The organism is Pseudomonas sp. IPO3774 (genome assembly GCF_013386835.1).
Lineage (GTDB): Bacteria > Pseudomonadota > Gammaproteobacteria > Pseudomonadales > Pseudomonadaceae > Aquipseudomonas.
Map to the genome: position 1 here is coordinate 1 of NZ_JACAQY010000013.1, position 26,517 is coordinate 26,517.

General features: G+C 62.0%; 32 protein-coding genes. 18 read left to right on the top strand and 14 right to left on the bottom strand.

All coding sequences use genetic code 11. The annotated features are described in order from the left end of the window. Positions 1-47 precede the first annotated feature (47 nt). From HYE77_RS05940 to pilG, 4 genes are read right to left on the bottom strand one after another with little or no spacing between them, the layout of a single operon-like run. Positions 48-2,099 carry a methyl-accepting chemotaxis protein gene (locus tag HYE77_RS05940; protein WP_008434142.1) on the bottom strand — a complete coding sequence of 684 codons (2,052 nt, stop codon included), beginning with the start codon at positions 2,097-2,099 and terminating at the stop codon, positions 48-50. Then, the gene (locus HYE77_RS05945; protein ID WP_003213731.1) at positions 2,096-2,620 is read right to left on the bottom strand and encodes a chemotaxis protein CheW; all 525 of its coding nucleotides are present in this window, start codon (positions 2,618-2,620) and stop codon (positions 2,096-2,098) included. Before HYE77_RS05945 ends, HYE77_RS05940 begins: the two co-directional genes overlap by 4 nt. A 12-nt stretch (positions 2,621-2,632) precedes the next feature. Beyond that, a complete protein-coding gene (gene pilH / locus HYE77_RS05950) occupies positions 2,633-2,998 on the bottom strand; it encodes a twitching motility response regulator PilH (RefSeq protein ID WP_003213734.1) in 366 nt (121 codons plus the stop codon). 47 nt (positions 2,999-3,045) lie between these two features. Next, positions 3,046-3,453 carry a twitching motility response regulator PilG gene (gene pilG / locus HYE77_RS05955; RefSeq protein ID WP_003213736.1) on the bottom strand — a complete coding sequence of 136 codons (408 nt, stop codon included), beginning with the start codon at positions 3,451-3,453 and terminating at the stop codon, positions 3,046-3,048. A 239-nt stretch (positions 3,454-3,692) separates the two neighbouring features. On the opposite strand from pilG, the gene gshB reads away from it, so the two are divergent. From gshB to HYE77_RS05990, 7 genes are all read left to right on the top strand, one after another. Further along, positions 3,693-4,646 (top strand): glutathione synthase, encoded by a 954-nt coding sequence (gshB, locus tag HYE77_RS05960; RefSeq protein ID WP_003213738.1) that lies wholly within the window; start codon positions 3,693-3,695, stop codon positions 4,644-4,646. A gap of 77 nt (positions 4,647-4,723) precedes the next feature. Next, positions 4,724-5,623 carry an energy transducer TonB gene (locus tag HYE77_RS05965; RefSeq protein ID WP_177068562.1) on the top strand — a complete coding sequence of 300 codons (900 nt, stop codon included), beginning with the start codon at positions 4,724-4,726 and terminating at the stop codon, positions 5,621-5,623. Positions 5,624-5,690: 67 nt separating this feature from the next. Next, positions 5,691-6,260 carry a YqgE/AlgH family protein gene (locus HYE77_RS05970; RefSeq protein ID WP_003213742.1) on the top strand — a complete coding sequence of 190 codons (570 nt, stop codon included), beginning with the start codon at positions 5,691-5,693 and terminating at the stop codon, positions 6,258-6,260. Further along, positions 6,260-6,697 carry a Holliday junction resolvase RuvX gene (gene ruvX, locus HYE77_RS05975; RefSeq protein ID WP_003213744.1) on the top strand — a complete coding sequence of 146 codons (438 nt, stop codon included), beginning with the start codon at positions 6,260-6,262 and terminating at the stop codon, positions 6,695-6,697. The genes HYE77_RS05970 and ruvX overlap by 1 nt, the downstream gene beginning before the upstream one ends. Before the next feature lie 72 nt (positions 6,698-6,769). Beyond that, the gene (gene pyrR / locus HYE77_RS05980; RefSeq protein WP_003213746.1) at positions 6,770-7,276 is read left to right on the top strand and encodes a bifunctional pyr operon transcriptional regulator/uracil phosphoribosyltransferase PyrR; all 507 of its coding nucleotides are present in this window, start codon (positions 6,770-6,772) and stop codon (positions 7,274-7,276) included. A gap of 24 nt (positions 7,277-7,300) precedes the next feature. Beyond that, positions 7,301-8,305, top strand: a complete 1,005-nt coding sequence (locus HYE77_RS05985) for an aspartate carbamoyltransferase catalytic subunit (protein WP_003213748.1) — start codon at positions 7,301-7,303, stop codon at positions 8,303-8,305. Further along, positions 8,302-9,573: a dihydroorotase gene (locus HYE77_RS05990; protein WP_003213750.1), complete on the top strand. Its 1,272-nt coding sequence runs from the start codon at positions 8,302-8,304 to the stop codon at positions 9,571-9,573. Before HYE77_RS05985 ends, HYE77_RS05990 begins: the two co-directional genes overlap by 4 nt. 134 nt (positions 9,574-9,707) lie before the next feature. Here the strand turns inward: HYE77_RS05990 and HYE77_RS05995 are convergent, their stop codons facing one another. Continuing rightward, positions 9,708-10,136 (bottom strand): TM2 domain-containing protein, encoded by a 429-nt coding sequence (locus tag HYE77_RS05995; RefSeq protein WP_003213752.1) that lies wholly within the window; start codon positions 10,134-10,136, stop codon positions 9,708-9,710. Between the two features lie 250 nt (positions 10,137-10,386). Between HYE77_RS05995 and HYE77_RS06000 the strand changes: the two genes are divergently transcribed. Next, positions 10,387-11,022 carry a C40 family peptidase gene (locus HYE77_RS06000; protein WP_023659314.1) on the top strand — a complete coding sequence of 212 codons (636 nt, stop codon included), beginning with the start codon at positions 10,387-10,389 and terminating at the stop codon, positions 11,020-11,022. Positions 11,023-11,163: 141 nt separating this feature from the next. Here HYE77_RS06000 and HYE77_RS06005 read toward each other — a convergent pair whose 3' ends face one another. Next, positions 11,164-12,198 carry a type IV pilus twitching motility protein PilT gene (locus tag HYE77_RS06005; RefSeq protein WP_008434153.1) on the bottom strand — a complete coding sequence of 345 codons (1,035 nt, stop codon included), beginning with the start codon at positions 12,196-12,198 and terminating at the stop codon, positions 11,164-11,166. A gap of 57 nt (positions 12,199-12,255) precedes the next feature. Between HYE77_RS06005 and HYE77_RS06010 the strand changes: the two genes are divergently transcribed. The 9 genes from HYE77_RS06010 to HYE77_RS06050 all read left to right on the top strand — a co-directional run bounded on the left by HYE77_RS06010 (position 12,256) and on the right by HYE77_RS06050 (position 18,995). After that, on the top strand, positions 12,256-12,942 hold the full coding sequence (locus tag HYE77_RS06010) for a YggS family pyridoxal phosphate-dependent enzyme (RefSeq protein WP_008434154.1): 687 nt from the start codon (positions 12,256-12,258) through the stop codon (positions 12,940-12,942). 33 nt (positions 12,943-12,975) lie between these two features. Beyond that, a complete protein-coding gene (gene proC / locus HYE77_RS06015) occupies positions 12,976-13,794 on the top strand; it encodes a pyrroline-5-carboxylate reductase (RefSeq protein WP_008434156.1) in 819 nt (272 codons plus the stop codon). Between the two features lie 24 nt (positions 13,795-13,818). Then, positions 13,819-14,406: a YggT family protein gene (locus tag HYE77_RS06020; RefSeq protein WP_003213764.1), complete on the top strand. Its 588-nt coding sequence runs from the start codon at positions 13,819-13,821 to the stop codon at positions 14,404-14,406. A gap of 230 nt (positions 14,407-14,636) precedes the next feature. Next, positions 14,637-15,776, top strand: a complete 1,140-nt coding sequence (locus tag HYE77_RS06025) for a homoserine O-acetyltransferase (protein WP_008434158.1) — start codon at positions 14,637-14,639, stop codon at positions 15,774-15,776. A 7-nt stretch (positions 15,777-15,783) separates the two neighbouring features. Next, complete coding sequence (metW, locus tag HYE77_RS06030) at positions 15,784-16,404, top strand: methionine biosynthesis protein MetW (protein ID WP_003213768.1); 621 nt, start codon at positions 15,784-15,786, stop codon at positions 16,402-16,404. A gap of 21 nt (positions 16,405-16,425) precedes the next feature. After that, positions 16,426-16,860 (top strand): DUF4426 domain-containing protein, encoded by a 435-nt coding sequence (locus tag HYE77_RS06035; RefSeq protein ID WP_003213770.1) that lies wholly within the window; start codon positions 16,426-16,428, stop codon positions 16,858-16,860. Beyond that, positions 16,857-17,453 (top strand): RdgB/HAM1 family non-canonical purine NTP pyrophosphatase, encoded by a 597-nt coding sequence (gene rdgB / locus HYE77_RS06040; protein WP_008434161.1) that lies wholly within the window; start codon positions 16,857-16,859, stop codon positions 17,451-17,453. The genes HYE77_RS06035 and rdgB overlap by 4 nt, the downstream gene beginning before the upstream one ends. Then, positions 17,450-18,652, top strand: coding sequence for a radical SAM family heme chaperone HemW (gene hemW, locus HYE77_RS06045; RefSeq protein ID WP_256347123.1), 1,203 nt, complete (start codon positions 17,450-17,452; stop codon positions 18,650-18,652). The genes rdgB and hemW overlap by 4 nt, the downstream gene beginning before the upstream one ends. 19 nt (positions 18,653-18,671) lie before the next feature. Next, positions 18,672-18,995, top strand: coding sequence for a DUF3392 domain-containing protein (locus HYE77_RS06050; RefSeq protein ID WP_003213776.1), 324 nt, complete (start codon positions 18,672-18,674; stop codon positions 18,993-18,995). Between the two features lie 143 nt (positions 18,996-19,138). Here the strand turns inward: HYE77_RS06050 and trmB are convergent, their stop codons facing one another. From trmB to HYE77_RS06070, 4 genes are all read right to left on the bottom strand, one after another. Then, positions 19,139-19,864 carry a tRNA (guanosine(46)-N7)-methyltransferase TrmB gene (gene trmB, locus HYE77_RS06055; protein WP_003213778.1) on the bottom strand — a complete coding sequence of 242 codons (726 nt, stop codon included), beginning with the start codon at positions 19,862-19,864 and terminating at the stop codon, positions 19,139-19,141. Positions 19,865-19,873: 9 nt separating this feature from the next. Then, the gene (locus HYE77_RS06060) at positions 19,874-20,668 is read right to left on the bottom strand and encodes a thiazole synthase (RefSeq protein WP_003213779.1); all 795 of its coding nucleotides are present in this window, start codon (positions 20,666-20,668) and stop codon (positions 19,874-19,876) included. A 65-nt stretch (positions 20,669-20,733) separates the two neighbouring features. Beyond that, positions 20,734-20,934: a sulfur carrier protein ThiS gene (gene thiS, locus HYE77_RS06065; RefSeq protein ID WP_177022332.1), complete on the bottom strand. Its 201-nt coding sequence runs from the start codon at positions 20,932-20,934 to the stop codon at positions 20,734-20,736. Positions 20,935-21,005: 71 nt separating this feature from the next. Further along, positions 21,006-21,383: a DUF423 domain-containing protein gene (locus HYE77_RS06070; RefSeq protein ID WP_003213781.1), complete on the bottom strand. Its 378-nt coding sequence runs from the start codon at positions 21,381-21,383 to the stop codon at positions 21,006-21,008. Positions 21,384-21,457: 74 nt separating this feature from the next. Between HYE77_RS06070 and mtgA the strand changes: the two genes are divergently transcribed. Continuing rightward, a complete protein-coding gene (gene mtgA / locus HYE77_RS06075; RefSeq protein ID WP_102370102.1) occupies positions 21,458-22,180 on the top strand; it encodes a monofunctional biosynthetic peptidoglycan transglycosylase in 723 nt (240 codons plus the stop codon). Positions 22,181-22,315: 135 nt separating this feature from the next. On the opposite strand, the gene rpoH is transcribed toward mtgA, so the two are convergent. The 4 genes from rpoH to ftsY form a co-directional block, all read right to left on the bottom strand. Beyond that, positions 22,316-23,170, bottom strand: a complete 855-nt coding sequence (rpoH, locus tag HYE77_RS06080; protein WP_003176698.1) for an RNA polymerase sigma factor RpoH — start codon at positions 23,168-23,170, stop codon at positions 22,316-22,318. Between the two features lie 129 nt (positions 23,171-23,299). Next, entirely contained in the window at positions 23,300-24,322 is a 1,023-nt protein-coding gene (ftsX, locus tag HYE77_RS06085) for a permease-like cell division protein FtsX (RefSeq protein ID WP_003213783.1), read from the bottom strand. Beyond that, positions 24,319-24,990, bottom strand: coding sequence for a cell division ATP-binding protein FtsE (ftsE, locus tag HYE77_RS06090; protein WP_003213784.1), 672 nt, complete (start codon positions 24,988-24,990; stop codon positions 24,319-24,321). Before ftsE ends, ftsX begins: the two co-directional genes overlap by 4 nt. After that, a complete protein-coding gene (ftsY, locus tag HYE77_RS06095) occupies positions 24,987-26,396 on the bottom strand; it encodes a signal recognition particle-docking protein FtsY (RefSeq protein ID WP_003213785.1) in 1,410 nt (469 codons plus the stop codon). Before ftsY ends, ftsE begins: the two co-directional genes overlap by 4 nt. Between the last annotated feature and the right edge of the window lie 121 nt (positions 26,397-26,517).

Here is a 26,517-nt window from a genome sequence, read left to right on the forward strand (position 1 = left end):
CCATAGAATCTCCCACATTTGCTTTTCGGTGTTTTCGAGGGTGCATTTCACTCATCCACCCGCTTCGCCGCCGGCAAGGTGAACCCCGACACCGACCGCCGCAACTGACTGGCCATTTTTGCCAGGTTGCCGATGCTCTCGGCAGTGGCCGTAGAGCCCGACGAAGTCTGAGTGGTGATCTGCTGGATCACGTTCATCGTCAGGGAAATCTGCCCCGCCGACGACGTCTGCTGCTGCGCCGCGTTGGAGATACTCTGGATCAGCGCCGCCAGGGTTTTCGACACGCCTTCGATCTCTTCCAGCGCCACCCCGGCGTCCTGGGCCAGCCGCGCACCGCGCACCACTTCGGTGGTGGTCTGCTCCATGGAAATCACGGCTTCGTTGGTATCCGTCTGGATCGCCCGCACCAGGGTTTCGATCTGCCGCGTCGCCGCCGAAGAACGCTCGGCCAGGCGCTGTACTTCATCGGCTACTACCGCAAAACCACGCCCGGCATCACCGGCCATGCTCGCCTGGATCGCGGCGTTGAGCGCGAGGATGTTGGTCTGCTCGGCGATGTCATCGATCAGGCTGACGATGTCGCCAATTTCCTGGGACGATTCCCCCAGGCGCTTGATGCGCTTGGCGGTGTCCTGGATCTGTTCGCGAATGTTGTCCATGCCGTGGATGGTGTTGTGCACCACCTCGTTGCCCTTGTTGGCAATCTCTACCGAACGCTCGGCCACTGCCGAAGATTCGGCGGCGTTGGCCGACACCTGGTCGATGGACTGGGCCATCTGGTTGATCGCCGTGGACGCTTCGGCAATCTGCTGTGCCTGATGCTCCGACGCTTGGGCCAGGTGCATGGCGGTGGCCTGGGTGTCCTGCACCGCACCAGCCACCTGGCCGGCAGTGAGGTTGATGGTGGCCACCAGGTCGCGCAGTTGGTCCACGGAATAGTTGATGGAGTCGGCGATGGTGCCGGTGAAGTCTTCGGTGACCGAGGCGGTGACGGTCAGGTCGCCGTCGGCCAAGTCTTCAATCTCATCCAGCAGGCGCATGATCGCGTTCTGGTTGCGCTCGTTCTTCTCGGCGGTTTCCCGCAACTGGCGGTTGGTCTCGCGGACCATCACCAGGCCGATCAGGATGATCGAGGCCAGCGCCAGCAAGCCCAGCACGTAGCCGCCGATGGTGTCGAAAGTGCGCCCGTCCGCCAGGTTTTCAAAGCCGGTGGCCAGGTGCGAGGCTTCGTCCAGCAGGGTTTGCGACAGGTTGAAGATATTGCTCGCCGAGGCGCGCACCTGGAACAGCTGCGGCGAGGTTTCGAGGATTTCGTCCACGGAACCGGAGACGAATTCGAACAGCTCGGAAATCTCCGCCAACCGGGCGCGGGCGTCGTGGTCCTCAACCTGGGTGATGCGCAGCCCGGGATTGCCGTTGAGCATGCCACTGAGCACCACGCCGAAACGGTTGGCATCGCGGCCAAAGGCATCGGCGGCCTGCACGGCAGTCTCGTCTCCCGCCAGCACGGTGTTCACCGCCCCCAGGATGCGTTCGGCCAGCAACGACTGGCGCTGGGCCAACGCTACCTGGCTGGCCGGAGCGCCGCGTTGCAGCAGAATATCGACAACCTTTTCCGACTCCATCTGCAACTGCGGAACGGTTTCCGCCAGGGTCGCGGCCACTTGATGCAGCGACAGCACCGTTTGCTCGCTGGCCAGAATCGCATCGGCGTTTTTCAGCAGCGCTTCCCAGTCGGTCTGCACGGCGCGCATTTCGGCACGCACGGCGGTGGGTGCAGCGGGCAGGCCGGTGGCCGGGTCGCCTTTTTTCAGGTAACCCCAGCGCTGGGCAAAATCGTTGCGCGCATCCCCCAGCAGCTTGAACGCCGCCGCCTTGCCGGCGGCAGCCTCGGTGGCGTTCTTGGCGATGCGCTGGGACAGCACCCGCAGCTCACCGGCGTGGCCGATGTACTGTTTGTCGTAGGTGGACTGGGTGTTGAGGTACGCGAAGTTGGCGAACAGCAGCATGATGAACACGATCAGCGCGATAAACAGCACGATGATCTGCGAGCGGCTGCGGGAGGCTTCCTGGGGTTTGACCGGGGTGACGGTACTCATGCGGCGACATCCATGAAACCTGGAGCCTGGGCCAGGGCGAAGGGGCTGAAGACCTGCCACAGCTGGTCGCCGTCGAACTGGCCCTGGATAAACGGCGCGCCGCCTGCGGTGCTCGTCGACAACGCGTCTTGTGCGAAATGCTGCATGCCCACCACCTCGTCCACCAACAGGCCGACAAACACGTCCTGATACTCCACCACCAGCACCCGCCGTTGTTTGCGCGCCACCGACAGCTCAAGGCCAAGGAAACCGCCCAGGTCCATCACCGGCAGCAAGCGCCCGCGCAGGTTGGCCACGCCCTTGATCCACGGCTTGACCCCGGGCATCAAGGTACAGCGCGGTTCGTGCAGCACTTCCGCCACCTCGCCCATGGGCGCAACGTACCAGTGTTCGCCCAGGCGAAACCCGATCCCACTCCAGCTGAGCAGCCGGGTTTCCTGGGACGGCAGGTCGGCAGCCAGCAAGCGGCAGCGGCGGTCGATGTCCAGCAGCAGCTCGAAGGCGGTTTGCGACTCGGTCATGGGAACGTGCCGTCAGCCGGCCAGCACCTTGTTCAGGGTGGCGATCAGGGTTTCTTCGTCTACCGGCTTGGTCAGGTAATCCTTGGCGCCCTGGCGCTCGCCCCAGATCTTGTCGGTTTCCTGATCCTTGGTGGTGATGATGATCACCGGGATGTGGCTGGTCTCGGCATCTTTGGTCAACTGACGGGTGGCCTGGAAGCCATTGAGGCCCGGCATCACGATATCCATCAGCACCGCATCCGGCTTTTCCTGACGGGCCAGCGCAACGCCATCGCCGCCGTTCTGGGCCTTGAGGACGGTGTGACCGTGCTTTTCGAGCATTTCGGTCAGTTTGTACATTTCAGTCGGCGAATCGTCGACGATCAGAACACGTGCCATGGTTTTCCCCACTTATCTAGTAGACGCAAGCCCTCGTGGGGCCCCCGTCAGTGTGCTTGTTCTACTGCGGCGAAGCCCGGTACATAGGCCTTGATCGCGCTCAGCAGTTCTTCCTTGCTGAAAGGCTTGGTCAAAAACTGATCAGAGCCGACGATGCGCCCCTTGGCCTTGTCGAACAGACCATCCTTGGAGGACAGCATGATTACCGGGATCGACTTGAACGCCGGGTTGTTCTTCACCAGCGCGCAGGTCTGATAGCCATCTAGGCGCGGCATCATGATGTCGACAAAGATAATGTGTGGATGATGGTCAACAATCTTGGCCAGGGCATCGAAACCGTCGATGGCCGTGATGACGTCGCACCCTACGTTCTTCAACAGTGTTTCGGCCGTGCGGCGAATCGTTTTCGAATCGTCGATCACCATCACTTTCAAGGCGTTGGAATGCTGTTCCATATCTGCTCTACCATCGCCACAGCGAATAGGTTTTCGGTGTGTACTGCCTGATGTTGCACAGGACGAGCGCCAAAAGCCTCGGAATTCAAGGGCTGATGTGCCATGGCAGCCTTTTTAGCACAGTCTCAGAACGCAATCTATCGGCCGACCCGCGTGGTGGTTTTTCCTTGACCCACAACAGCCGCAGCGCCACTCTGACGCCACTTTTATGCGCCCTTATTTGCTAGAGGAAATCCCCCATGAGCGTTCGCGTCGGCATTGTCATGGACCCTATCGCCAGCATTTCCTATAAAAAGGACAGCTCGCTGGCCATGCTGCTGGCCGCCCAGGCCCGCGGCTGGAGCCTGTTCTATATGGAGCAGCCGGACCTTTACCAGGGCGACGGTGAAGCGCGGGCGCGGATGCGTCCCCTGCAGGTGTTTGCCAACCCCGAGAAGTGGTTCGAGCTGCAAGACGAAATCGACAGCCCCCTGAGCGACCTCGACGTGATCCTGATGCGCAAGGATCCGCCGTTCGACATGGAGTTCGTCTACTCCACCTACCTGCTGGAGCAGGCCGAGCGCGCGGGCGTGCTGATCGTCAACAAGCCCCAGAGCCTGCGCGACTGCAATGAAAAGCTGTTCGCCACGCTGTTCCCGCAGTGCACGCCGCCGACCGTGGTCAGCCGCCGCGCCGATGTGCTGCGCGAATTCGCCGCCAAGCACGGCGATGTGATCCTCAAGCCGCTGGACGGCATGGGCGGTACCTCGATCTTCCGCCACCGCGCCGGCGACCCGAACCTGTCGGTGATCCTGGAGACCCTGACTGCGCTGGGCACCCAGCAGATCATGGGCCAGGCCTACATTCCGGCGATCAAGGACGGCGACAAGCGCATCCTGATGATCGACGGCGAGCCGGTGCCTTACTGCCTGGCGCGCATTCCGGCCGCCGGCGAGACCCGCGGCAACCTGGCCGCCGGTGGCCGGGGTGAAGCCCGCCCGCTGACGGACAAGGATCGCTGGATTGCAGCCCAAGTCGGCCCGACCCTGCGCGAAAAAGGCCTGCTGTTCGTAGGCCTGGACGTAATCGGCGAGAACCTCACCGAAATCAACGTCACCAGCCCGACCTGTATTCGCGAGATCGACAACGCATTTGGCACGAACATCGGCGAAATGCTGATGGCTGCGATTGCCGCCAAGCTACAAGCCAAGTGACATAGAACAGCCGGACACAAACCAACATTGCGTTATCATGCGCCACCTGTGAAACGCGCGATGTTGGTTTTCTTGTCATGACGCTCCCGTCCGATCTGCCCCCCGAACTCTCCCACAGCGGCGTGCGCCCGGCTGATCGGCTCGGATTTACCCTGTTTCTGGCGGCGTTGATTCACCTGGCGCTGATCCTCGGCCTGGGCTTCACCTTTGCCGAACCCAAGCAGATCACCAAGCCCCTGGAAATCACCCTCGCCACGTTCAAAAGCGAAAAAAAGCCCGAAAAAGCCGACTTTCTCGCCCAGGACAACCAGCAAGGCAGCGGCACCCTCGACAAGAAGGCCGTGCCCAAGACCACTGAAGTCGCGCCATTCCAGGACAACAAGGTCAATAAGGTCACGCCACCGCCGGCGCCCAAGCCGGAGGTGAAACAGGCCGCACCCAAGGCGGCGGTCACCACCGTGGCGCCCAAGCCGCAAAAAGCCCCGACCCAGCGCGAAAAGGCCAAGACCGAACCCACGCCGGCCCCGCCGGCCCCGACTTTTGACAGCTCGCAACTCTCCAGTGAGATCTCCAGCCTGGAAGCCGAACTGGCCCACGAACAACAGCTGTACGCCAAGCGCCCGCGGATCTACCGCCTCAACGCCGCCTCCACCATGCGCGACAAAGGCGCCTGGTATAAGGATGAGTGGCGCAAGAAGGTCGAGCGCATCGGCAACCTGAACTACCCGGACGAAGCCCGTCGCCAGCAGATCTACGGCAATTTGCGACTGCTGGTGTCGATCAACCGCGACGGCACCTTGTACGAGGTGCAGGTGCTGGAGTCCTCCGGCCAACCGCTGCTGGACCAGGCAGCGCAACGCATCGTGCGCCTGGCGGCGCCTTTTGCGCCGTTTACCGGGGACCTGAACGACATCGACCGCCTGGAAATCATTCGCACCTGGCGCTTTGCCAAGGGTGATCGGCTGTCGAGCAATTGATGCTGGCGGTGATTTCCTGCGCATCCTCAGCTTGTCAGTTCGCCCCTCCAACGCCACACTAGCGGACATGAAAAATGTCAGCCCGACCTACCTCAAGCACCAATTCCTGATCGCCATGCCCCATATGGCCGACCCGAACTTTGCGCAGACCTTGACCTACATCGTCGAGCACACCGCCAATGGTGCGATGGGGTTGGTGGTCAACCGCCCGCAAGACCTCAACCTGGCCGATATCCTCGAGCAACTGCGCCCGGACATCGACCCACCCGCCAGCTGCCAGCACGTACCGATCTACATCGGCGGGCCGGTGCAGACGGACCGGGGTTTTGTGCTGCACCCCACCGGGCCGAAATTCCAGGCGACCGTGGACCTTGAAGGGTTGTCCCTGTCCACGTCCCAGGACGTCCTGTTCGCGATTGCCGACGGCGTGGGGCCTGATCAAAGTGTGATCACCCTCGGCTACGCCGGCTGGGAAGCCGGGCAACTGGAGGCGGAGCTGGCGAGCAATGCCTGGCTGACCTGCCCGTTCGATGCCGACATCCTGTTCAACACCCCCAGCGAACTGCGCCTGGAAGCGGCCGCCGCCAAGCTGCGGATCAACCTCAGCCTGCTGACCAGCCAGGCGGGGCACGCCTGATGGCCTTGCGTCTGATCCTCGGTTTCGACTACGGCACCAAACAGATCGGCGTCGCCGTCGGCCAGGTGATTACCGGCCAGGCCCGCGAGCTGTGCACCCTGAAGGCCCAGAACGGCGTGCCGGACTGGAACCAGGTCGAAGCCCTGATCAAGGAGTGGAAGCCCGACGCCGTGGTGGTCGGCCTGCCGCTGAACATGGACGGCACCCCGAGCGAGATGTGCCTGCGGGCCGAAAAGTTCGCCCGCCGCCTGAACGGCCGCTACAACCTGCCCTTCTATACCCACGACGAACGCCTGACCACGTTCGAAGCCAAGGGCGAGCGCCGTGACCGTGGCGGGCAGAAAGGCAGTTACCGCGACAACCCGGTGGATGCCATCGCCGCGGCCCTGCTGTTGCAGGGCTGGCTGGATGAAAACACCGCTTTATTTGAATCCTGACTGACGCGGCTTGCCGCGTCTTCTTACGTTTGAGCCCGGACCTTGCCTGCGCGAGGCCTAGAAGGAGCACCCATGAGCCTGCCCAATCCCGCCGACCTGATCAGCCAGATGGCGATCCGCCTCAAGGCGCACCTGGAACACCGTGCCATCAGCGAGCCACGCTTTATCGGCATCCGCACCGGCGGCGTCTGGGTGGCCCAGGCGCTGCTGGAAGAACTGGGCAGCGACTCGCCCCTGGGCACCCTGGACGTGTCTTTCTACCGTGACGACTTCAGCCAGAACGGCCTGCACCCGCAAGTGCGCCCCTCGGCCCTGCCCTTCGAGATCGAAGGCCAGCACCTGGTGCTGATCGATGACGTGCTGATGAGCGGTCGCACCATCCGCGCCGCGATGAACGAACTGTTCGACTACGGCCGCCCGGCCAGCGTGACCCTGGTCTGCCTGCTGGACCTGGACGCCGGAGAATTGCCGATCAGCCCGGACGTGGTCGGCGCCACCCTGTCCCTGGAAGCCCACCAGCGGGTAAAATTGTCCGGTCCCACGCCGCTCGAACTCGAACTGCAAGACCTTGCCCTTTAAACCGCCTTGTAAAGAGTCCCCGCGATGACGCCTCTAGATGCCAAGCGCCCGCTGCAGCTCAATGCTCAGGGCCAGCTGCAACACTTCCTGTCCCTCGACGGCTTGCCCCGCGAACTGCTCACCGAAATCCTCGACACGGCCGACTCGTTTCTCGAAGTCGGCGGCCGGGCGGTGAAGAAAGTCCCGTTGCTGCGCGGCAAGACCATCTGCAACGTGTTCTTCGAGAACTCGACCCGCACCCGCACCACCTTTGAACTGGCGGCCCAACGCCTGTCGGCTGACGTGATCACCCTGAACGTGTCCACCTCGTCGGCGAGCAAGGGCGAAACCCTGCTCGACACCCTGCGCAACCTGGAAGCCATGGCCGCCGACATGTTCGTGGTGCGCCACGGCGATTCCGGTGCTGCGCACTTCATCGCCGAGCACGTGTGCCCGAATGTGGCGATCATCAACGGCGGCGACGGCCGTCACGCCCACCCGACCCAGGGCATGCTCGACATGCTGACCATCCGGCGGCACAAGGGCAGCTTTGAAAACCTCTCGGTGGCCATTGTCGGCGACATCCTGCACTCGCGGGTTGCACGCTCGAACATGCTGGCCCTGAAAACCCTGGGTTGCCCGGACATCCGCGTGATCGCCCCCAAGACCCTGCTGCCGATCGGTATCGAGCAGTACGGCGTGAAGGTCTACACCGACATGGCCGAAGGCCTGAAGGATGTGGACGTGGTGATCATGCTGCGCCTGCAGCGCGAGCGTATGGCGGGCGGCCTGCTGCCGAGCGAAGGCGAGTTCTATCGCCTGTTCGGCCTGACCACCGCACGCCTGGCCGGCGCCAAGCCGGACGCCATCGTGATGCACCCGGGGCCAATCAACCGTGGCGTGGAGATTGAGTCGGCGGTGGCCGATGGCGCGCAGTCGGTGATTCTCAACCAGGTCACGTACGGCATCGCCATCCGCATGGCGGTGTTGTCCATGGCCATGAGCGGGCAAACCGCGCAACGTCAATTCGAGCAGGAGAACGCCCAGTGAAGCTCAGCATTCTCGGCGCCCGAGTCATCGATCCGGCCAGCGGGCTGGATCAAGTCACCGATCTGCACCTGGAAGCCGGCAAGATCATTGCCATCGGCGCCGCACCCGCAGGCTTCAGCGCCAGCGAAACTATCGACGCCAAAGGCCTGATCGCCGCGCCTGGCCTGGTTGACCTGAACGTCGCCCTGCGTGAGCCGGGCTACAGCCGCAAGGGCAACATCACCAGCGAAACCCGCGCCGCCGCTGCCGGTGGCGTGACCAGCCTGTGCTGCCCGCCCCACACCAAACCGGTGCTGGACACCTCGGCGGTGACCGAACTGATCCTCGACCGCGCCCGCGAAGCCGGCAACTGCAAAGTGTTCCCCATCGGCGCCCTGAGCAAAGGCCTGGACGGCGAACAACTGGCCGAGCTGATCGCCCTGCGCGACGCAGGCTGCGTGGCCTTCGGCAACGGCCTGGAGAGCTTTCGCAGCACCCGCACCCTGTGCCGTGCGCTGGAATATGCGGCGACTTTCGACCTGACCGTGATTTTCCACTCCCAGGACCGTGACCTGGCCGAAGGCGGCCTGGCCCACGAAGGCGCCACCGCGAGCTTCCTCGGCCTGCCGGGCATCCCGGAAACCGCCGAGACCGTGGCCCTGGCCCGCGACCTGCTGCTGGTGGAACAAAGCGGCGTACGCGCGCACTTCAGCCAGCTGACCAGCGCTCGCGGCGTGGCCCTGATCGCTCAGGCCCAAGCCCGCGGATTGCCGGTGACGGCGGATGTGGCGCTGTATCAGCTGATTCTGACGGATGAGGCGCTGATCGACTTCTCCAGCCTGTATCACGTGCAGCCGCCACTGCGTACCCGCGCTGACCGTGACGGTTTGCGGGCGGCGGTGAAGTCCGGGGTGGTTTCGGCGATTTCCAGCCATCACCAACCCCACGAGCGGGATGCCAAGCTGGCGCCGTTCGGCGCGACGGAGCCAGGCATCAGCAGCGTCGAGCTGTTGCTGCCGCTGGCAATGACGTTGGTGGAAGATGGTTTGCTGGACCTGCCGACCCTGCTGGCGCGTCTCAGTGCGGGCCCTGCCGAGGCGCTGCGCCTGCCGGCGGGCAAGCTGGCGGTGGGCTCGGCGGCGGACCTGGTGCTGTTTGATCCGGCCAGCTCCACGATTGCCGGGGAACACTGGCTGTCCAAGGGTGAAAACTGCCCATTCATCGGCCATAGCCTGCCGGCGACTGTGCGGTACACCTTGGTGGATGGGCGGATCAGCTACCAGGCTTAAATCCAATCCGGAGTGGGCACAGTAAATGTGGGAGCGGGCTTGCTCGCGAAAGCGGTGGGTCAGTCAATAGAGATGTCGACTGACACATCGCATTCGCGAGCAAGCCCGCTCCCACATTTGGATCTTCACACATCTTATCGGCCGCCGTTGCGCTCGGCATTGCGGATCGAAATCTGCGTATTCAGCGTCCAGAAGTCATACAGCACCCCGATCAGGAACAAGCCCCCGGTCAGCAGGTAAATGATCCCGCTGATCCATTTGCCCTGATACATGCGGTGCAAACCGAACACACCCAGGAACGCCAACAGAATCCAGGCCACGTTGTACTCGATCGGCCCGGCGGTAAATCGCAGGTCCGCTTCGCGGTCCATTGCCGGAATCAGGAACAAGTCGATCAACCAGCCAATCCCGAACAAACCGAAGGTGAAAAACCAGATCGTCCCGGTCACCGGCTTGCCGTAATAAAAGCGGTGAGCACCGGTAAAACCGAAAATCCAAAGCAGGTAGCCGATCACCTTGCTGTGGGTGTCTTGTTGCGAAACATCCTGTCGATAGGTGTTCATGGAGTACCTCTTTAGCCTCGATAGATAAATATTTCTGGTTTCTTTGTGACTTTTTTACGGGCGCCCGACATGCGGCAAATGGTATCTTCGCTTCCCTCAAAGCCTTATACCGCCTGACTTGTGTAGGACAATCGCGGCAATTCGTCACGGTTTTCCTGAATTTGACCCCAGGGTTCAGTCGACAAACGGCCTTAGCACGACACAAAAAGCTGTTATAAAGTTGCGCGCAAACCAAAAAGAGCCACGCCTAATGCGACCATTTTTCAAGACATGGCTAACCATTTGCCTATTAATGCCACTGGCCGCCCACGCCACCAATCGTGAGCAACGACTTCCCAACGTTAACGGTTTCACCCCTAAAGTTCACGCCACCACCAGCTCCGCCAAATCGGTAAAGCTGACCGTGAAGCGCCCGACTCAACTGAGCAAGGCCCACGGTAATGCGGCGCCAGGGCTGATGGCCGTCAACACCAAGCAAAGCAGCAACGTCCTCAGCCGTGCCGTCAACGTGCTCGGTACTCCTTATCGTTGGGGCGGCAGCAGCCCAAGTAAAGGGTTCGACTGCAGCGGCTTGGTGAAATATGCGTTTAACGACGTAAAAGCCGTGGATTTGCCGCGCACTTCCAACGCCATGGCCGCCGGCCACGGGCTGAAAGTTGAGCGCAAGGATTTGAAACCGGGTGACCTGCTGTTCTTCAAACTGAAGAGCCGCCAGGTGAACCACGTTGCCATCTACCTGGGCAACGACCGTTTCATCCACGCACCGCGTCGTGGCAAGTCCGTGAGCATCGATACGCTGAAGAAGCCGTTCTGGGACAAGAACTACGTGATTGCCAAGCGTGTCCTGCCTAAAGAACAGAACAACCTGCGGATTGTGCAGCGCTGATATCAGGCTGATGTGAGAGCAGGCTTGTGTGGGAGCGGGCTTGCTCGCGAATGCGGAGTGTCAGTCGATACATGCTTGACTGATACACCGCATTCGCGAGCAAGCCCGCTCCCACATTAGTTTTTCATCGCCCAGGCGATCTTAAATATCCCCAGGCACCCTCGCCTTCTCCCGGGCATGTTCCCGGCTGATCAGCCCCTGGCTGACCAACGCCTTCAAACTCATGTCCAGCGTCGTCATCCCCAACGCCCCGCCGGTCTGAATCGCCGAATACATCTGCGCCACCTTGTCCTCGCGGATCAAATTACGAATCGCCGGTGTGCCGAGCATGATTTCGTGAGCCGCCACCCGCCCGCCGCCGACCTTCTTCACCAGCACCTGGGACACCACCGCCTGCAATGACTCCGAGAGCATCGAGCGGACCATGGTCTTTTCCCCCGCCGGAAACACATCCACCACCCGGTCCACGGTTTTAGCCGCCGACGTGGTGTGCAACGTGCCAAACACCAGGTGCCCGGTTTCCGCCGCCGTCAGCGCGAGCCGAATGGTTTCCAGGTCTCGCAATTCGCCAACCAGGATCACATCCGGGTCCTCCCGCAATGCCGAACGCAGGGCCGCCGAGAAACTGTGGGTATCGCGATGCACCTGTCGCTGGTTGATCAGGGCATTTTTCGGTTGGTGGATAAACTCGATCGGGTCTTCAAGGGTGAGGATGTGCTGGCGACGATGGGTGTTGAGGTAGTCGATCATCGCTGCCAGGGTGGTGGACTTGCCGGAACCGGTCGGCCCGGTGACCAGCACCAGCCCCCGGGGCAAGTCTGCGATGCGCCGGAACACCTCGCCCAACCCCAGGTGTTCCAGGCTCTGCACCGTTGAGGGGATGGTACGAAACACCGCGCCCATGCCCCGGTGCTGCTGGAACACATTCACCCGAAACCGCGCCACCTCGGGCAACTCGAAGGCAAAATCCGTTTCAAGAGATGTTTCGAAATCCTTTTGCTGGTGATTGTTCAGCAAAGGGCTGAGCAACGCCGCCACTTGCACCGGCGCAAGTACAGGCCAATCGAGTGGCCAGACCTCGCCATCCACTCGCAGCATCGGCGCCAACCCCGCCGACAGATGCAGGTCGGAGGCCCGCAGGCGTACGCCGGCGGCCAGCAGTTCAGTGATATCCATAGGGCTTTCCATTTCCAGTAGAATGCCGCGGACTCCATATCCACGGGCGCAACTTGAATGTCGACCATAGCAGACAACATCGGCCTGGTTTCCGAGCGGATCCGGGCAGCCGCCGAGGCCGCGCAGCGCGACGCAGGCAGCGTGCACCTGCTGGCCGTGAGCAAGACCAAACCCGCACAGGCCGTGCGCGAAGCCTATGCCGCCGGGATGCGTGACTTTGGCGAGAACTATCTGCAGGAAGCCCTGGGCAAACAGGCCGAATTAACCGACCTGCCCTTGAGTTGGCACTTCATCGGCCCCATTCAATCGAACAAGACTCGTGCGATCGCCGAGAATTTCGCCTGGGTGCATTCCGTGGACCGCCTGAAAATCGCACAACGCCTGTCCGAGCAACGCCCGGCTGACCTGCCGCCGCTGAATATCTGCATCCAGGTCAATGTCAGTGGCGAAGCCAGCAAGTCCGGCTGTACACCCGCCGACCTGCCCGCCCTGGCCGAAGCCATCAGCGCCCTGCCGCGCCTGAAGCTGCGCGGCCTGATGGCGATTCCCGAGCCGACCGACGACCGTGCAGAGCAAGACGCAGCCTTCGCCACCGTGCGCGACCTGCAAGCGAGCCTCGACCTGGGGCTCGACACACTTTCCATGGGCATGAGCCATGACCTTGAGTCGGCCATCGCCCAAGGGGCCACCTGGGTGCGGATCGGTACCGCCCTGTTTGGTGCCCGCGACTATGGCCAGCCGTGAAATGGCTGACTTCCATCTGAGTAAGGACCTGTCATGAGCAACACGCGTATTGCCTTTATCGGCGCCGGCAACATGGCGGCCAGCCTGATCGGCGGCCTGCGGGCCAAGGGCCTGGAAGCACAACAGATTCGCGCCAGCGACCCGGGCGCCGACACCCGCTCCCGCGTCAGCGCCGAGCACGGCATCGACACCTTCGCCGACAACGCAGAAGCGATTGAAGGCGTGGACGTGGTAGTGCTGGCGGTCAAGCCACAAGCCATGAAAGCCGTGTGCGAAAGCCTGCGCCCAAGCCTCAAGCCCCATCAACTGGTGGTGTCCATCGCCGCCGGCATCACTTGCGCCAGCATGACCCACTGGCTCGGCGCCCAGCCGATTGTGCGTTGCATGCCCAACACCCCGGCGCTGCTGCGCAAGGGCGTGAGCGGCTTGTACGCCACATCCGAAGTCACTGCCCAACAGCGCGACCAGGCACAAGAGCTGCTGTCCGCCGTAGGTCTCGCCGTGTGGCTGGAACAAGAGCAGCAACTGGACGCCGTCACCGCCGTCTCCGGCAGTGGCCCGGCGTATTTCTTCCTGCTGATCGAGGCCATGACCGCCGCTGGCGTGAAACTCGGCCTGCCGCAGGAAGTCGCCGAGCAACTGGCCGAGCAGACCGCACTGGGCGCCGCGCAGATGGCCGTGACCAGCGATGTCGACGCGGCCGAGTTGCGCCGTCGCGTGACCTCGCCGGGCGGCACGACCCAGGCGGCAATCGAATCATTCCAGGCCGGGGGCTTTGAAGCCCTGGTGGAAAAAGCACTGGGTGCCGCAGCACATCGTTCGGCCGAAATGGCCGAGCAGCTGGGCAAATAGTCGTCCCCCACATAGGAATCAAACATGCTCGGAATCAATGACGCTGCCATTTTCATCATCCAGACCCTGGGCAGCCTGTACCTGCTGATCGTGCTGATGCGTTTTATCCTGCAACTGGTGCGGGCGAACTTCTACAACCCGCTGTGCCAGTTCGTGGTAAAGGCCACGCAGCCGCTGCTCAAGCCTCTGCGCCGGGTGATCCCGAGCCTGTTCGGCCTGGACATGTCGTCGCTGGTATTGGCGCTGCTGCTGCAGATCCTGCTGTTCGCGGTCATCCTGCTGCTCAATGGCTATCAGGCCACCACGCTGCTGTTGCTGCCGTGGGCCTTGATCGGGATCTTCTCGCTGTTCCTGAAGATCATTTTCTGGTCGATGATCATCAGCGTGATCCTGTCCTGGGTCGCTCCGGGCAGCCGCAGCCCAGGTGCCGAACTGGTGGCACAGATCACTGAGCCGGTGCTGGCACCGTTCCGTCGCCTGGTACCTAACCTGGGTGGCCTGGATATCTCGCCGATCTTCGCGTTTATCGCGATCCAGTTGCTGCAAAGCTGGGTGATTCCACGTTTGGCGTTCTACGCATTCATGCCCAAAGAACTGTTCGGTCTGATCTGACGACAATGTGGCGAGGGAGCTTGCTCCCGCTGGGCTGCGCAGCAGCCCCAAAACGGCCGACCGCGTTGCATATGCAAAATCGCGGCAACCGGACCGGGACCGCTTCGCGCTCCAGCGGGAGCAAGCTTCCTCGCCACAAAAAGCCTTAAAAACACCAGCCGCAGGCCTTTGCTTGCCGCTGGGTGCAGCGGTCTTTAGACTTACGCCTCATTTAAACGAGAGCAGGGTCGATGCCAACTGCCTTCCCCCCCGATTCTGTTGGACTGGTCGTGCCCCAAGTGGCGCACTTCAGCGAACCGCTGGCCCTGGCCTGCGGCCGTTCGCTGCCCGCCTACGACCTGATCTATGAAACCTACGGCCAACTGAACGCCACGGCCAGCAACGCCGTGCTGATCTGCCACGCCCTGTCCGGCCACCACCACGCTGCGGGTTTCCACAGCATGGACGAGCGCAAGCCCGGCTGGTGGGACAGCTGCATCGGCCCCGGCAAGCCCATCGACACCAACAAGTTCTTCGTGGTCAGCCTGAACAACCTCGGCGGCTGCAACGGCTCCACCGGCCCCAGCAGCCTCAACCCGGAAACCGGCAAGCCGTTTGGCGCCGATTTCCCGGTACTGACCGTGGAAGACTGGGTGCACAGCCAGGCGCGCCTGGCCGACGTTCTGGGCATCGCCCAATGGGCCGCCGTGATCGGCGGCAGCCTGGGCGGCATGCAGGCCCTGCAATGGACCATCACCTACCCGGACCGCGTGCGCCATTGCCTGGCCATCGCCTCGGCCCCCAAGCTGTCGGCGCAGAACATCGCCTTCAACGAAGTGGCGCGCCAGGCGATCCTCACCGACCCGGAGTTCCACGGCGGTTCGTTCCAGGAAGCGGGCGTGATCCCCAAGCGCGGGCTGATGCTCGCGCGCATGGTCGGGCACATCACCTACCTGTCGGATGACTCCATGGGCGAGAAATTCGGCCGTGGCCTCAAGAGCGAGAAGCTCAACTACGACTTCCACAGCGTCGAATTCCAGGTCGAGAGCTACCTGCGTTATCAAGGCGAGGAGTTTTCCGGGCGTTTCGACGCCAACACCTACCTGCTGATGACCAAGGCCCTGGACTACTTCGACCCGGCGGCGAATTTCGACGATGACCTGGCGCGCACCTTCGAGGCGGCCACCGCCAAGTTCTGCGTGATGTCGTTCACCACCGACTGGCGCTTTTCCCCGGCCCGCTCGCGGGAATTGGTGGATGCGCTGATGGCCGCCAAGAAAGACGTCTGCTACTTGGAGATCGACGCACCGCAAGGCCACGACGCCTTCCTGATCCCGATCCCGCGCTACCTGCAGGCCTTCAGCAACTACATGAACCGAATAGCACTGTGAGAACGCCATGAGAGCCGACCTGGAAATCATCCAAGACTGGATCCCCGCCGGCAGCCGCGTGCTCGACTTGGGTTGCGGCGATGGCGAACTGCTGAGCTGGCTGCGCGACAACAAGCAAGTCACCGGCTATGGCCTGGAAAACGACCCGGACAACATCGCCCAGTGCGTGGCCAAGGGCATCAACGTGATCGAGCAGGACCTGGACAAGGGCCTCGGCAACTTTGCCAGCAACAGCTTCGACATCGTGGTCATGACCCAGGCCCTGCAAGCCGTGCACTACCCGGACCGGATCCTCGACGAAATGTTGCGCGTCGGCCGCCAGTGCATCATTACTTTCCCCAATTTCGGCCACTGGCGCTGCCGCTGGTACCTGGCCACCAAGGGCCGCATGCCGGTGTCGGACTTCCTGCCGTACACCTGGTACAACACGCCCAACATCCACTTCTGCACCTTTGAAGACTTCGAAGCGCTGTGCGGCGAGCGCGAAGCCAAAGTCATCAACCGCCTTGCCGTCGATCAACAGCATCGTCACGGCTGGGCGAGTAAGCTATGGCCCAACCTGCTGGGTGAGATCGGGATCTACCGGGTCAGCAGCCCGGGCCTGACGGACCACCAGATTGCCGTCTAACCATTTTCAAGGAGGACGATCATGAGTCGCCTGGCTGTTTTTCTACTCACCGCGTGCCTGAGCGTCAGCGCTATGGCGGCGGATGTTATCGATGGTAATCGTCAGAAAGAATTCGGCGATATCACGGTGCACTACAACACCCTGACCACCAGCTTCCTGACGCCGGAAATGGCTCAGGAAGCCGGGATCGTACGCAGCAAAGAGCTGGGCATGATCAATGTGTTCGTAAACAAGGGCGTCGAATCGATAGACGCCACCGTTACCGGCACAATCAAGGATCTGGGCGGCAAGAGCGAGATGCTGACGTTCAAGAAAATCACCCAGAAAGGTTCTACGCTTTACGTCGCCCAGTACCCGGTGCCGCAGCAGGAAACCAAGATTTTCACCATCAACGTTGAAACCGGTGGCAAAGCCCACGGTTTCAGTTTCAACCAGGAACTGTTTCCGGCGCAATGATGAACCTTACTCAACTCGTACTGGCCAGCCATAACGCCGGCAAGCTCAAAGAACTCCAGGCCATGCTCGGCGACTCGGTGCAACTGCGCTCGATTGGCGAGTTCAGCCAGGTAGAGCCGGAAGAGACCGGCCTGTCGTTTGTCGAGAACGCCATCCTCAAGGCCCGCAACGCCGCGCGTATTTCCGGCCTGCCGGCACTGGCTGACGATTCGGGCCTGGCCGTGGACTTCCTGGGCGGCGCGCCTGGCATCTACTCGGCACGTTACGCCGACGGTAAAGGCGACGCGGCCAACAACGCCAAGCTGCTCGACGCCCTCAAGGACGTGCCCGACGCGATGCGCGGCGCACAGTTCGTCTGCGTGCTGGCCCTGGTCCGTCACGCTGATGATCCATTACCGATCCTCTGTGAAGGCCTGTGGCACGGGCGCATCCTGCACGCGGCCAGCGGCGAGCACGGGTTTGGCTACGACCCGCTGTTCTGGGTGCCGGAGCGCAATGTCTCCAGCGCCGAATTGAGCCCGGCCGACAAGAACCAGATCAGCCACCGCGCCCGCGCAATGGATTTGCTGCGCCAGCGCCTGGGCCTGAAATGACTCAGAACACCTCCGCGCAGCCACTGATTCTCGGTGGCGCGCAAACACCTCGGGCGGCCCTGTCTCACCTGCCGCCCCTGGCGCTGTATATCCACATCCCGTGGTGCGTGCGCAAATGCCCCTATTGCGACTTCAACTCCCACACCGCCAGCAAGGTGCTGCCGGAGGAAGAGTACGTCGACGCGTTGCTGGCCGACCTCGATCAGGACCTGCATGCAGTGTACGGCCGTGAGCTGAGTTCGATCTTTTTCGGCGGCGGCACCCCGAGCCTGTTCAGCGCCGTTGCCCTGGGCCGGTTGCTCAAGGGCGTGGAAGCGCGCATCCCGTTTGCCGGCGATATCGAAATCACCCTGGAAGCCAACCCCGGTACCTTCGAGCAAGAGAAGTTCGTGGCGTACCGCAAGCTGGGGATCAATCGGCTGTCGATTGGCATCCAGAGTTTCCAGCAGGAAAAACTCGAAGCCCTGGGCCGCATCCACAACGGTGACGAAGCCGTGCGTGCCGCCGGCATGGCGCGCCAGGCCGGGTTCGACAACTTCAACCTGGACTTGATGCACGGTTTGCCCGATCAGTCCCTGAAGGACGCCCTGGGCGACCTGCGCCAGGCCATTGCCCTAAAGCCCACGCATCTGTCCTGGTATCAACTGACCCTGGAACCCAACACCGTGTTCTGGAACCAGCCGCCCGTGCTGCCGGAAGACGACACCCTGTGGGACATCCAGGAAGCCGGCCAGGCGTTGCTCGCCGAACACGGTTACGCCCAGTACGAAGTCTCGGCCTACGCCCAACCGGGACGGCCGGCGCGGCATAACCTGAACTACTGGAGCTTTGGCGATTTTATCGGCATCGGTGCCGGCGCCCACGGCAAGCTCAGCCATCCGGATGGGCGCATCGTGCGCACCTGGAAAACCCGGGCGCCGAAGGACTACCTCAACCCGGCGAAAAACTACCAGGCCGGCGCGAAAGAACTGACCAACGAAGAGTTACCGTTCGAGTTCCTGATGAACGCCCTGCGCCTCACTGACGGCGTCGAAGCCAGGCTTTACGCCGAGCGTACCGGCCTCGACCTGGCCAGCCTCGATGAAGCTCGCCGCGAGGCAGAACAAAGTGGCCTGATGCAGGTCGAACCGTCACGCCTGGCGGCCACCGACCGCGGGCAACTCTTTCTCAATGACCTGCTGCAGAAGTTTTTGAGCTGATTGCTCTTAAGGAAATCAAATGGATCTGGTACTCGACCTGCTCGCCACCGTATCCCGCTGGAGCCGTAGCAACCTGTCGGAAATCTCCCTGGCGTTGGTAGGCTGCCTGCTGGTGCTGTTTGGCGCCGACATCAAGGGCTGGGTCGAAGCACGGCTGGGCAGCATCGCGGGTGCGCTGCGCGTGCCGCTGATGGCGCTGGTGTGCATGATCGGCAGCGGCGCTGCGCTGATCTATGCCACGCCGTGGATTGTTCGCGGGTTGAGCCAGTTCAACAACTACAGCCTGGCGCCGGTGTTGTTGGTGGTGCTGGTGTTGATTGGGGTGGTGGCGGATCGCCGCTGACCTTAAGCGCGGCACAAAACAAATGTGGGAGCGGGCTTGCTCGCGAATGCGGTGTGTCAGTCAGCGTAAATGTCGACTGATCTACCGCATTCGCGAGCAAGCCCGCTCCCACATTTTTTACTGCATTTCAAGCCTGGGACTTATCAGTCCACTTTCTCAAACTTCAAATCCCAAACCCCATGCCCGAGTCGCTCGCCGCGACGTTCGAACTTGGTGATCGGCCGCTCGGCCGGGCGCGGGACGCATTTGCCGTCTTCCGCCAGGTTGCGGTAGCCAGGGGCGACGTTCATCACTTCCAGCATGTACTCGGCATACGGTTCCCAGTCGGTGGCCATGTGCAGGATGCCGCCCACTTTGAGCTTGCTGCGCACCAGTTCCGCGAAGGAAGCCTGGACGATGCGGCGCTTGTGGTGGCGGCTCTTGTGCCATGGGTCCGGGAAGAACAGCATCAGGCGGTCGAGGCTGTTGTCGGCGATGCAGCGGTTGAGCACTTCGATCGCGTCGCAGTCGTAGACCCGCAGGTTGGTCAGGCCCTGAGTCAGCACGCCGTTAAGCAGCGCACCAACACCCGGACGGTGTACTTCAACCCCGATAAAATCCTGCTCCGGCGAAGCCGCGGCCATTTCCAGCAGGGAATGGCCCATGCCGAAGCCAATCTCCAGGGAGCGTGGTGCCGAGCGGCCAAACACCTGGTCGTAATCCACCGGCGCGTCTGCCAGCGGCAGGACGAACAGCGGCGTGCCCTGCTCCAGGCCCTTTTGCTGGCCCTCGGTCATGCGACCGGCGCGCATCACAAAACTCTTGATGCGGCGGTGCTTGGACTCGTCGCCTTCTTCCAGGGTGTTCGGCGTTTCGTTTGATTCAGTCATCAATGGCTCTTACTTGATCAGACCATCCAGCGGCGAGGAGGCGCTGGCGTAAAGTTTTTTCGGCATGCGCCCGGCGAGGTACGCCAGGCGGCCGGCGACAATTGCGTGTTGCATGGCTTCGGCCATCATGATCGGCTGCTGGGCATGGGCGATGGCCGAGTTCATCAGCACCGCATCGCAACCCAGTTCCATGGCGATGGTGGCGTCGGAGGCAGTGCCCACGCCCGCATCCACCAGCACCGGGATCCTGGCTTCTTCAAGGATGATCTGCAGGTTGTACGGATTGCAGATGCCCAGGCCGGAACCGATCAGGCCGGCCAGCGGCATCACCGCGATGCAGCCGATTTCCGCCAATTGACGGGCAATGATCGGGTCATCACTGGTGTAGACCATCACGTCGAAGCCTTCCTTGACCAGGGTTTCGGCAGCCTTGAGGGTTTCGATCACGTTGGGGAACAGGGTTTTCTGGTCGGCCAGCACTTCCAGCTTCACCAGGTTGTGGCCGTCGAGCAGCTCACGGGCCAGGCGGCAGGTGCGCACGGCTTCGATGGCGTCGTAGCAACCGGCGGTGTTCGGCAGGAAGGTGTAGCGATCCGGCGACAGCACTTCGAGCAGGTTCGGCTCGCCCTCGATCTGGCCAAGGTTGGTGCGGCGCACGGCGAAAGTAACGATCTCGGCACCCGAGGCTTCGATGGCCAGGCGGGTTTCTTCCATGTCGCGGTACTTGCCGGTGCCGACCAGCAGACGCGACTGGAAGGTACGACCGGCCAGGACGAAAGGCTTGTCGCTACGAACGATGCTCATGGGAAATCCTCGAGTTGGGGTGAGGTTCTGCAGAATGCGGGTTGGCGCCCTGGAGCGCCGGACGGCTAGCCGCCGCCGATGGCGTGGACCACTTCGACCTGGTCACCCTCGGTGAGCGCGGTCTCGACGTGCTGGCTACGCGGGACGATATCCAGATTGAGCTCCACTGCGACGCGGCGTCCGGTCAAGTCCAGACGGGTCAGCAGGGCCGCAACGGTTTCACCGTCGGGCAGTTCAAAGGGTTCGCCGTTCAACTGAATGCGCATGCCACGGGCCGCCATCGTTTTTAGGGGCCAGCATTCTAGCGTGATTGACGTTGCTGGCCCAAGCCCCTTGGTCAGGCAGCCTGTAGACGCCACGCCGCCAAACCGAGGAAGAACCAGCCCAGCAGGAACGCCAGGCCACCAAACGGGGTGATGATGCCGAGCTTGCTGATGCCGGTCATGGTCAGCACATACAGGCTGCCGGAGAAAAGCAGGATGCCCACGGCAAAGGACACCCCCGCCCACGTCACCAGCCTGCCCGGGATGTGCGCCGCCAGCAGTGCCACGCCGAACAGCGCCAGGGTGTGCACCAACTGGTAGGTCACGCCGGTGTGGAAAATCGCCAGGTACTCGGCGCTCAGGCGGTTTTTCAGGCCGTGGGCGGCAAACGCACCCAGGGCGACGCCGGTGAAACCGAAAAAGGCAGCCAGCATCAGAAAGCCACGCAACATGAGGAACTCCAGTCAGACTCAGGGGGCAGGGTCTGTATAATGGCCCGCTCAACGGGTTCGGCCAAGCCATCTCTATGCTGCGTCTCCTCTTCAAGCGTTTTCTCAAAGCCCTCAAGTGGTTTGCCATCGGCAGCGTGCTGCTGGTGCTGCTGTTCCGTTTCGTGCCACCACCGGGCACTGCGCTGATGGTTGAGCGCAAGGTCGAGTCCTGGGTCGACGGCGAGCCGATTGACGTACAGCGCACGTGGGTGCCGTGGGATCAGATCTCCGACGAACTGAAAGTGGCGGTGATGGCCGGCGAAGACCAGCGCTTCCCGCAACATTGGGGTTTTGATTTCGACGCGATCCAGGCGGCGTTGCTGCATAACGAGCGCGGCGGTTCGATTCGCGGCGCCAGCACCTTGAGCCAGCAGGTGTCGAAGAATCTGTTTTTGTGGACCGGCCGCAGCTATTTCCGCAAGGGCCTGGAAGCCTGGTTTACCGGGCTGATCGAGATTCTCTGGCCCAAGCAGCGAATTCTTGAGGTGTACCTCAACAGCGTGGAGTGGGATGAAGGCGTGTTCGGCGCCGAAGCGGCGGCCCGGCATCACTTTGGCGTGAGCGCCAAGGCGCTGACCCGCCAGCAGGCCAGCTACCTGGCGGCGGTGCTGCCTAATCCGCGGGTGTGGAGTGCCAGCCATCCAACGTCGTATGTCGCGCGACGGGCGGCGTGGATTCGGCAGCAGATGAGTCAGTTGGGTGGCGACAGCTATTTGAATGAGCTGAACAACTCGCGCAAGGCGCCTTGGGCTGACTGACACCCCACAAAACAAATGTGGGAGCGGGCTTGCTCGCGAAAGCGGTGTGCCAGTCAATACCTTAGGTGACTGATCCACCGCTTTCGCGAGCAAGCCCGCTCCCACATTTCGATCGCGCTGTCCTAGCTACCTGTGTCAGGCGGCGATCGACAGTTTCAGCTTGTTCATCGCACTCTTCTCGAGCTGACGAATCCGCTCGGCCGACACGTTGTACTTCTGCGCCAGGTCGTGCAGCGTGGCTTTTTCTTCTGCCAACCAGCGCTGGTAGAGAATGTCACGGCTGCGGTCGTCCAGCACTTCCAGCGCTTCGTGCAGGTTGTGATTGGAGTTGTCGCTCCAGTCGGCATCTTCCAGCTGACGCGCCGGGTCGTACCGGTGGTCTTCCAGATAGTTGGCCGGCGATTGGAAGGCGCTGTCGTCGTCCGCTTCGGCGGCCGGGTCGAAGGCCATGTCATGGCCGGTCAGGCGACTTTCCATCTCGCGCACTTCACGTGGCTCTACGCCAAGGCTTTCGGCCACGCGATGCACTTCTTCGTTGTTCAGCCACGCCAGGCGTTTCTTCTGGCTGCGCAGGTTGAAGAACAGTTTGCGCTGGGCCTTGGTGGTCGCGACTTTCACGATGCGCCAGTTGCGCAGGATGAATTCGTGAATTTCCGCCTTGATCCAGTGCACAGCAAACGACACCAGGCGCACACCCATTTCCGGGTTGAAGCGCTTCACGGCTTTCATCAGGCCAACGTTGCCTTCCTGAATCAGGTCAGCCTGGGCCAGGCCGTAGCCGCTATAGCTACGGGCGATATGTACGACAAAACGCAGGTGGGCGAGCACCATCTGCCGAGCCGCCCCCAAATCCTGCTCATAGTAGAGACTCTCGGCCAGTTCACGCTCCTGCTCGGGCGTCAGCAATGGAATGCTGTTGACCGTGTGCACATAGGCCTCCAGGTTCGCACCCGGGACCAGAGCATAAGCAGGTTGCAAAGAAGTGGTCATACGAAAAAACCTCCGACTCACATAACTCGTGCAGTTCAGCACTGCGAAAATTGACCGGGAACCGTAGGACAAGTTCCCTAAACCACTGATACGGTCAATACAAACGAAACCACATTACCCTGACATTAACTACTTCGGTGCCAGCTCACGTAAATGCCGTGCGACCGCAATCCAAGCACCGATATACCCCAAGAGCACTGCCCCAAGCAACAATGACAGACCATCGGCTGCCGGCACGCCGGCCAGGGCAAAATCGCTGCCGTACAAACCGGCAAGCCCCACCACCGCGTCGTTCAGCCAGTTCAGGCCAAAAGCCAGTACGCCCCAGGACAAAATTCCCGCACCGAAGCCATACAGCGCGCCCATGTACAGAAAAGGCCGACGCACATAGCTGTCAGTGCCGCCGACGAGTTTAATCACTTCTATCTCGGTGCGGCGGTTTTCAATATGAAGACGAATGGTATTGCCTATCACCAAAAGTAATGCAGACACCAGCAACACCGTCAGGCCGAACACAAACCGGTCGCCCAGCTTGAGAATCGCGGCCAACCGCTCTACCCAGACTAGATCAAGTTGTGCCTGTTGGACCTTCGGCAGCTCTGCGAGTTTTTGTCGCAGGGCTTCCAGGGTGGTCTTGTCGACCTCGTTCGGGGTGACCAGCACCACGCCCGGCAGCGGGTTTTGCGGCAACTCCTTGAGCGCCTCGCCCAGGCCGGACTGTTGCTGGAACTCTTCCAGGGCTTGATCGCGGCTGATGTACTCAGCCTCGGCCACACCCGGAATGCCCTTGATCTGGTCGCGCAGGGACTCACCGTCCTGGGCGCTGGCATCCAGGTTCAGGTACAGGGAAATCTGCGCCGCCCGCTGCCACGAACCGCCAAGGCGCTCGACATTGTTCAGCAGCAATGACAAGCCCATGGGCAGGCTCAAGGCCACGGCCATGACCAGGCAGGTAAAAAAGCTGCCGATCGGCTGCTTGCCGAGGCGGCGCAGGCTGTCTACCAGGCTGGCACGGTGGCTTTCGATCCAGGCATGCACCAGGGTGCCGAAATCCGGGCCATCGTCTTCGTCGCGTTTTTTCTTCTGTGGCTGCGGGTCGGCCGCCTTTGGCGCGACGCGCTCGGAAACCTTCGGGCTGCGTGTTGCACTCATACCCCAGCCTCCCCGTCACCGATCAGGCGGCCGCGTTGCAGGGTCAGCATGCGGTGGCGCATGCGGGCGATCAGCGCCAGGTCGTGACTGGCGATCAGCACGCTGGTGCCCAGGCGGTTGATGTCTTCGAACACGCCCATGATTTCTGCGGCCAGGCGCGGGTCGAGGTTACCGGTGGGTTCGTCCGCCAGCAGCAAGGCCGGGCGATGGACGATGGCGCGGGCGATGCCGACGCGCTGTTGCTGGCCGGTGGACAGGTCGCCTGGGTACAGGTCGGTCTTGTCCGACAGCGCCACGCGTTCCAGGGCCGAATCCACGCGCTTGACGATTTCGGCCTTGGACAGACCGAGAATCTGCAACGGCAAGGCGATGTTGTTGAACACCGTGCGATCGAACAGCAACTGGTGGTTCTGGAACACCACGCCGATCTGCCGGCGCAGGAATGGAATCTGTGCGTTGCTGATGGTTGCCAGGTCCTGGCCCGCCAGCAGCAGTTTGCCGGTGGTTGGGCGCTCCATGGCCAGCAGCAGGCGCAACAAGGTACTTTTACCGGCACCCGAATGGCCGGTCACAAACAAGAATTCGCCGCGACGCACCCGGAAACTCAGCTCATGCAAGCCGACATGCCCGTTGGCGTAGCGTTTACCGACCTGTTCGAAACGAATCATGAACGCTCCCGCTCGGCAAACAGTGCCTGTACAAAGGGTTCGGCTTCAAAAGTGCGCAGGTCGTCGATGCCTTCACCGACGCCGATGTAACGAATCGGCAACCCGAACTGCTTCGCCAGGGCGAAGATCACACCGCCCTTGGCCGTGCCGTCGAGCTTAGTCAATGCCAGGCCGGTCAGCTGGACCGTCTGGTGGAATTGTTTGGCCTGGCTGATGGCGTTCTGGCCGGTACCGGCGTCCAGCACCAGCAACACCTCGTGGGGCGCGTCGGCGTCGAGCTTGCCGATCACGCGGCGAACTTTCTTCAGCTCTTCCATCAGGTTGTCTTTGGTGTGCAAGCGACCGGCGGTATCGGCGATCAGCACATCGATGTTGCGCGCCTTGGCGGCCTGCACCGCATCGAAGATCACCGAGGCCGAATCGGCGCCGGTGTGCTGGGCGATGACCGGGATCTTGTTGCGCTCGCCCCAGACCTGCAATTGCTCCACGGCGGCGGCACGGAAGGTGTCACCGGCGGCGAGCATGACTTTCTTGCCTTCCAGTTGCAGCTTCTTCGCCAGCTTGCCGATGGTGGTGGTCTTGCCGGCGCCGTTGACGCCAACCACCAGGATCACAAACGGCTTTTTCTGCGTATCGATGATCAGCGGCGCTTCCACCGGCTTGAGCATGTTGGCCAGCTCGGCCTGCAGCGACTTGTAGAGCGCATCGGCGTCGGTCAGCTGCTTGCGCGCGACCTTCTGGGTCAGGCTCTGGATGATCACGGCGGTGGCTTCGACGCCCACGTCGGCCGTCAGCAGGCGGGTTTCGATGTCCTCCAGCAGCTCGTCATCGATGGTCTTTTTGCCGAGGAACAGGCTGGCCATGCCTTCGCCGATGCTGGCGCTGGTCTTGCTCAGGCCTTGCTTGAGGCGGGCGAAGAAACCGGTCTTGCCGGTTTCGGCAGGAACAGCAGGCTCTTCGATGACTGCTGGCGCGGCGACGGCGACCGGAACAGGTTCGGCAACCATCGGTGCAGGCACCTCAACCACTGGCGGCGCCTGGACCACAACGGGCGCAGGCTCCACGAGGGCCGGAATCGGCGGCGCCACATGCTCGGCCAGCTCGTCTTCAACCAGTGCTACAGGCTCTTCTGCCACCGGCAACACCAGCCATGGCTTGTGCTCTGGCTCTGGCGCAGGTTCTGGCTCAACCACCGGCTGCAACACCGGCTCGGCCATCGGCAACACCACCGGGGCCGGTGTTTCGGCAACCGGTTCGGCTTCTACTATGGATTCGGGGATCGGTTCAGCTTGAACCTGCGGCTGTTCGACGACGGTTTCCTGCGGCTTTTTGCGCAGCCATCCGAACAGGCCTTTTTTCTCGCCAGCCGCAGCTGGGGTCTTCTTGTCGTCGTTGGAACCAAACATGGAGACGGCTATCTCAAGGTAGCGACGCGCCAGGGGGCGTGCCGGTAAATAAAATTCGATGCGTAACAGACTGTTTTTTAGCCAGCTCGTTCATGCGCAACATTTTGTAAGGCCTAAATAG

Bases quoted from the DNA above. Each gene is read 5' to 3' on its own strand.
- HYE77_RS05940 (WP_008434142.1), bottom strand. From the start codon at position 2,099: ATGAGTACCGTCACCCCGGTCAAACCCCAGGAAGCCTCCCGCAGCCGC.
- HYE77_RS05945 (WP_003213731.1), bottom strand. From the start codon at position 2,620: ATGACCGAGTCGCAAACCGCCTTCGAGCTGCTGCTGGACATCGACCGC.
- pilH (WP_003213734.1), bottom strand. From the start codon at position 2,998: ATGGCACGTGTTCTGATCGTCGACGATTCGCCGACTGAAATGTACAAA.
- pilG (WP_003213736.1), bottom strand. From the start codon at position 3,453: ATGGAACAGCATTCCAACGCCTTGAAAGTGATGGTGATCGACGATTCG.
- gshB (WP_003213738.1), top strand. From the start codon at position 3,693: ATGAGCGTTCGCGTCGGCATTGTCATGGACCCTATCGCCAGCATTTCC.
- HYE77_RS05965 (WP_177068562.1), top strand. From the start codon at position 4,724: ATGACGCTCCCGTCCGATCTGCCCCCCGAACTCTCCCACAGCGGCGTG.
- HYE77_RS05970 (WP_003213742.1), top strand. From the start codon at position 5,691: ATGAAAAATGTCAGCCCGACCTACCTCAAGCACCAATTCCTGATCGCC.
- ruvX (WP_003213744.1), top strand. From the start codon at position 6,260: ATGGCCTTGCGTCTGATCCTCGGTTTCGACTACGGCACCAAACAGATC.
- pyrR (WP_003213746.1), top strand. From the start codon at position 6,770: ATGAGCCTGCCCAATCCCGCCGACCTGATCAGCCAGATGGCGATCCGC.
- HYE77_RS05985 (WP_003213748.1), top strand. From the start codon at position 7,301: ATGACGCCTCTAGATGCCAAGCGCCCGCTGCAGCTCAATGCTCAGGGC.
- HYE77_RS05995 (WP_003213752.1), bottom strand. From the start codon at position 10,136: ATGAACACCTATCGACAGGATGTTTCGCAACAAGACACCCACAGCAAG.
- HYE77_RS06000 (WP_023659314.1), top strand. From the start codon at position 10,387: ATGCGACCATTTTTCAAGACATGGCTAACCATTTGCCTATTAATGCCA.
- HYE77_RS06005 (WP_008434153.1), bottom strand. From the start codon at position 12,198: ATGGATATCACTGAACTGCTGGCCGCCGGCGTACGCCTGCGGGCCTCC.
- HYE77_RS06010 (WP_008434154.1), top strand. From the start codon at position 12,256: ATGTCGACCATAGCAGACAACATCGGCCTGGTTTCCGAGCGGATCCGG.
- proC (WP_008434156.1), top strand. From the start codon at position 12,976: ATGAGCAACACGCGTATTGCCTTTATCGGCGCCGGCAACATGGCGGCC.
- HYE77_RS06020 (WP_003213764.1), top strand. From the start codon at position 13,819: ATGCTCGGAATCAATGACGCTGCCATTTTCATCATCCAGACCCTGGGC.
- HYE77_RS06025 (WP_008434158.1), top strand. From the start codon at position 14,637: ATGCCAACTGCCTTCCCCCCCGATTCTGTTGGACTGGTCGTGCCCCAA.
- metW (WP_003213768.1), top strand. From the start codon at position 15,784: ATGAGAGCCGACCTGGAAATCATCCAAGACTGGATCCCCGCCGGCAGC.
- HYE77_RS06035 (WP_003213770.1), top strand. From the start codon at position 16,426: ATGAGTCGCCTGGCTGTTTTTCTACTCACCGCGTGCCTGAGCGTCAGC.
- rdgB (WP_008434161.1), top strand. From the start codon at position 16,857: ATGATGAACCTTACTCAACTCGTACTGGCCAGCCATAACGCCGGCAAG.
- hemW (WP_256347123.1), top strand. From the start codon at position 17,450: ATGACTCAGAACACCTCCGCGCAGCCACTGATTCTCGGTGGCGCGCAA.
- HYE77_RS06050 (WP_003213776.1), top strand. From the start codon at position 18,672: ATGGATCTGGTACTCGACCTGCTCGCCACCGTATCCCGCTGGAGCCGT.
- trmB (WP_003213778.1), bottom strand. From the start codon at position 19,864: ATGACTGAATCAAACGAAACGCCGAACACCCTGGAAGAAGGCGACGAG.
- HYE77_RS06060 (WP_003213779.1), bottom strand. From the start codon at position 20,668: ATGAGCATCGTTCGTAGCGACAAGCCTTTCGTCCTGGCCGGTCGTACC.
- thiS (WP_177022332.1), bottom strand. From the start codon at position 20,934: ATGCGCATTCAGTTGAACGGCGAACCCTTTGAACTGCCCGACGGTGAA.
- HYE77_RS06070 (WP_003213781.1), bottom strand. From the start codon at position 21,383: ATGTTGCGTGGCTTTCTGATGCTGGCTGCCTTTTTCGGTTTCACCGGC.
- mtgA (WP_102370102.1), top strand. From the start codon at position 21,458: ATGCTGCGTCTCCTCTTCAAGCGTTTTCTCAAAGCCCTCAAGTGGTTT.
- rpoH (WP_003176698.1), bottom strand. From the start codon at position 23,170: ATGACCACTTCTTTGCAACCTGCTTATGCTCTGGTCCCGGGTGCGAAC.
- ftsX (WP_003213783.1), bottom strand. From the start codon at position 24,322: ATGAGTGCAACACGCAGCCCGAAGGTTTCCGAGCGCGTCGCGCCAAAG.
- ftsE (WP_003213784.1), bottom strand. From the start codon at position 24,990: ATGATTCGTTTCGAACAGGTCGGTAAACGCTACGCCAACGGGCATGTC.
- ftsY (WP_003213785.1), bottom strand. From the start codon at position 26,396: ATGTTTGGTTCCAACGACGACAAGAAGACCCCAGCTGCGGCTGGCGAG.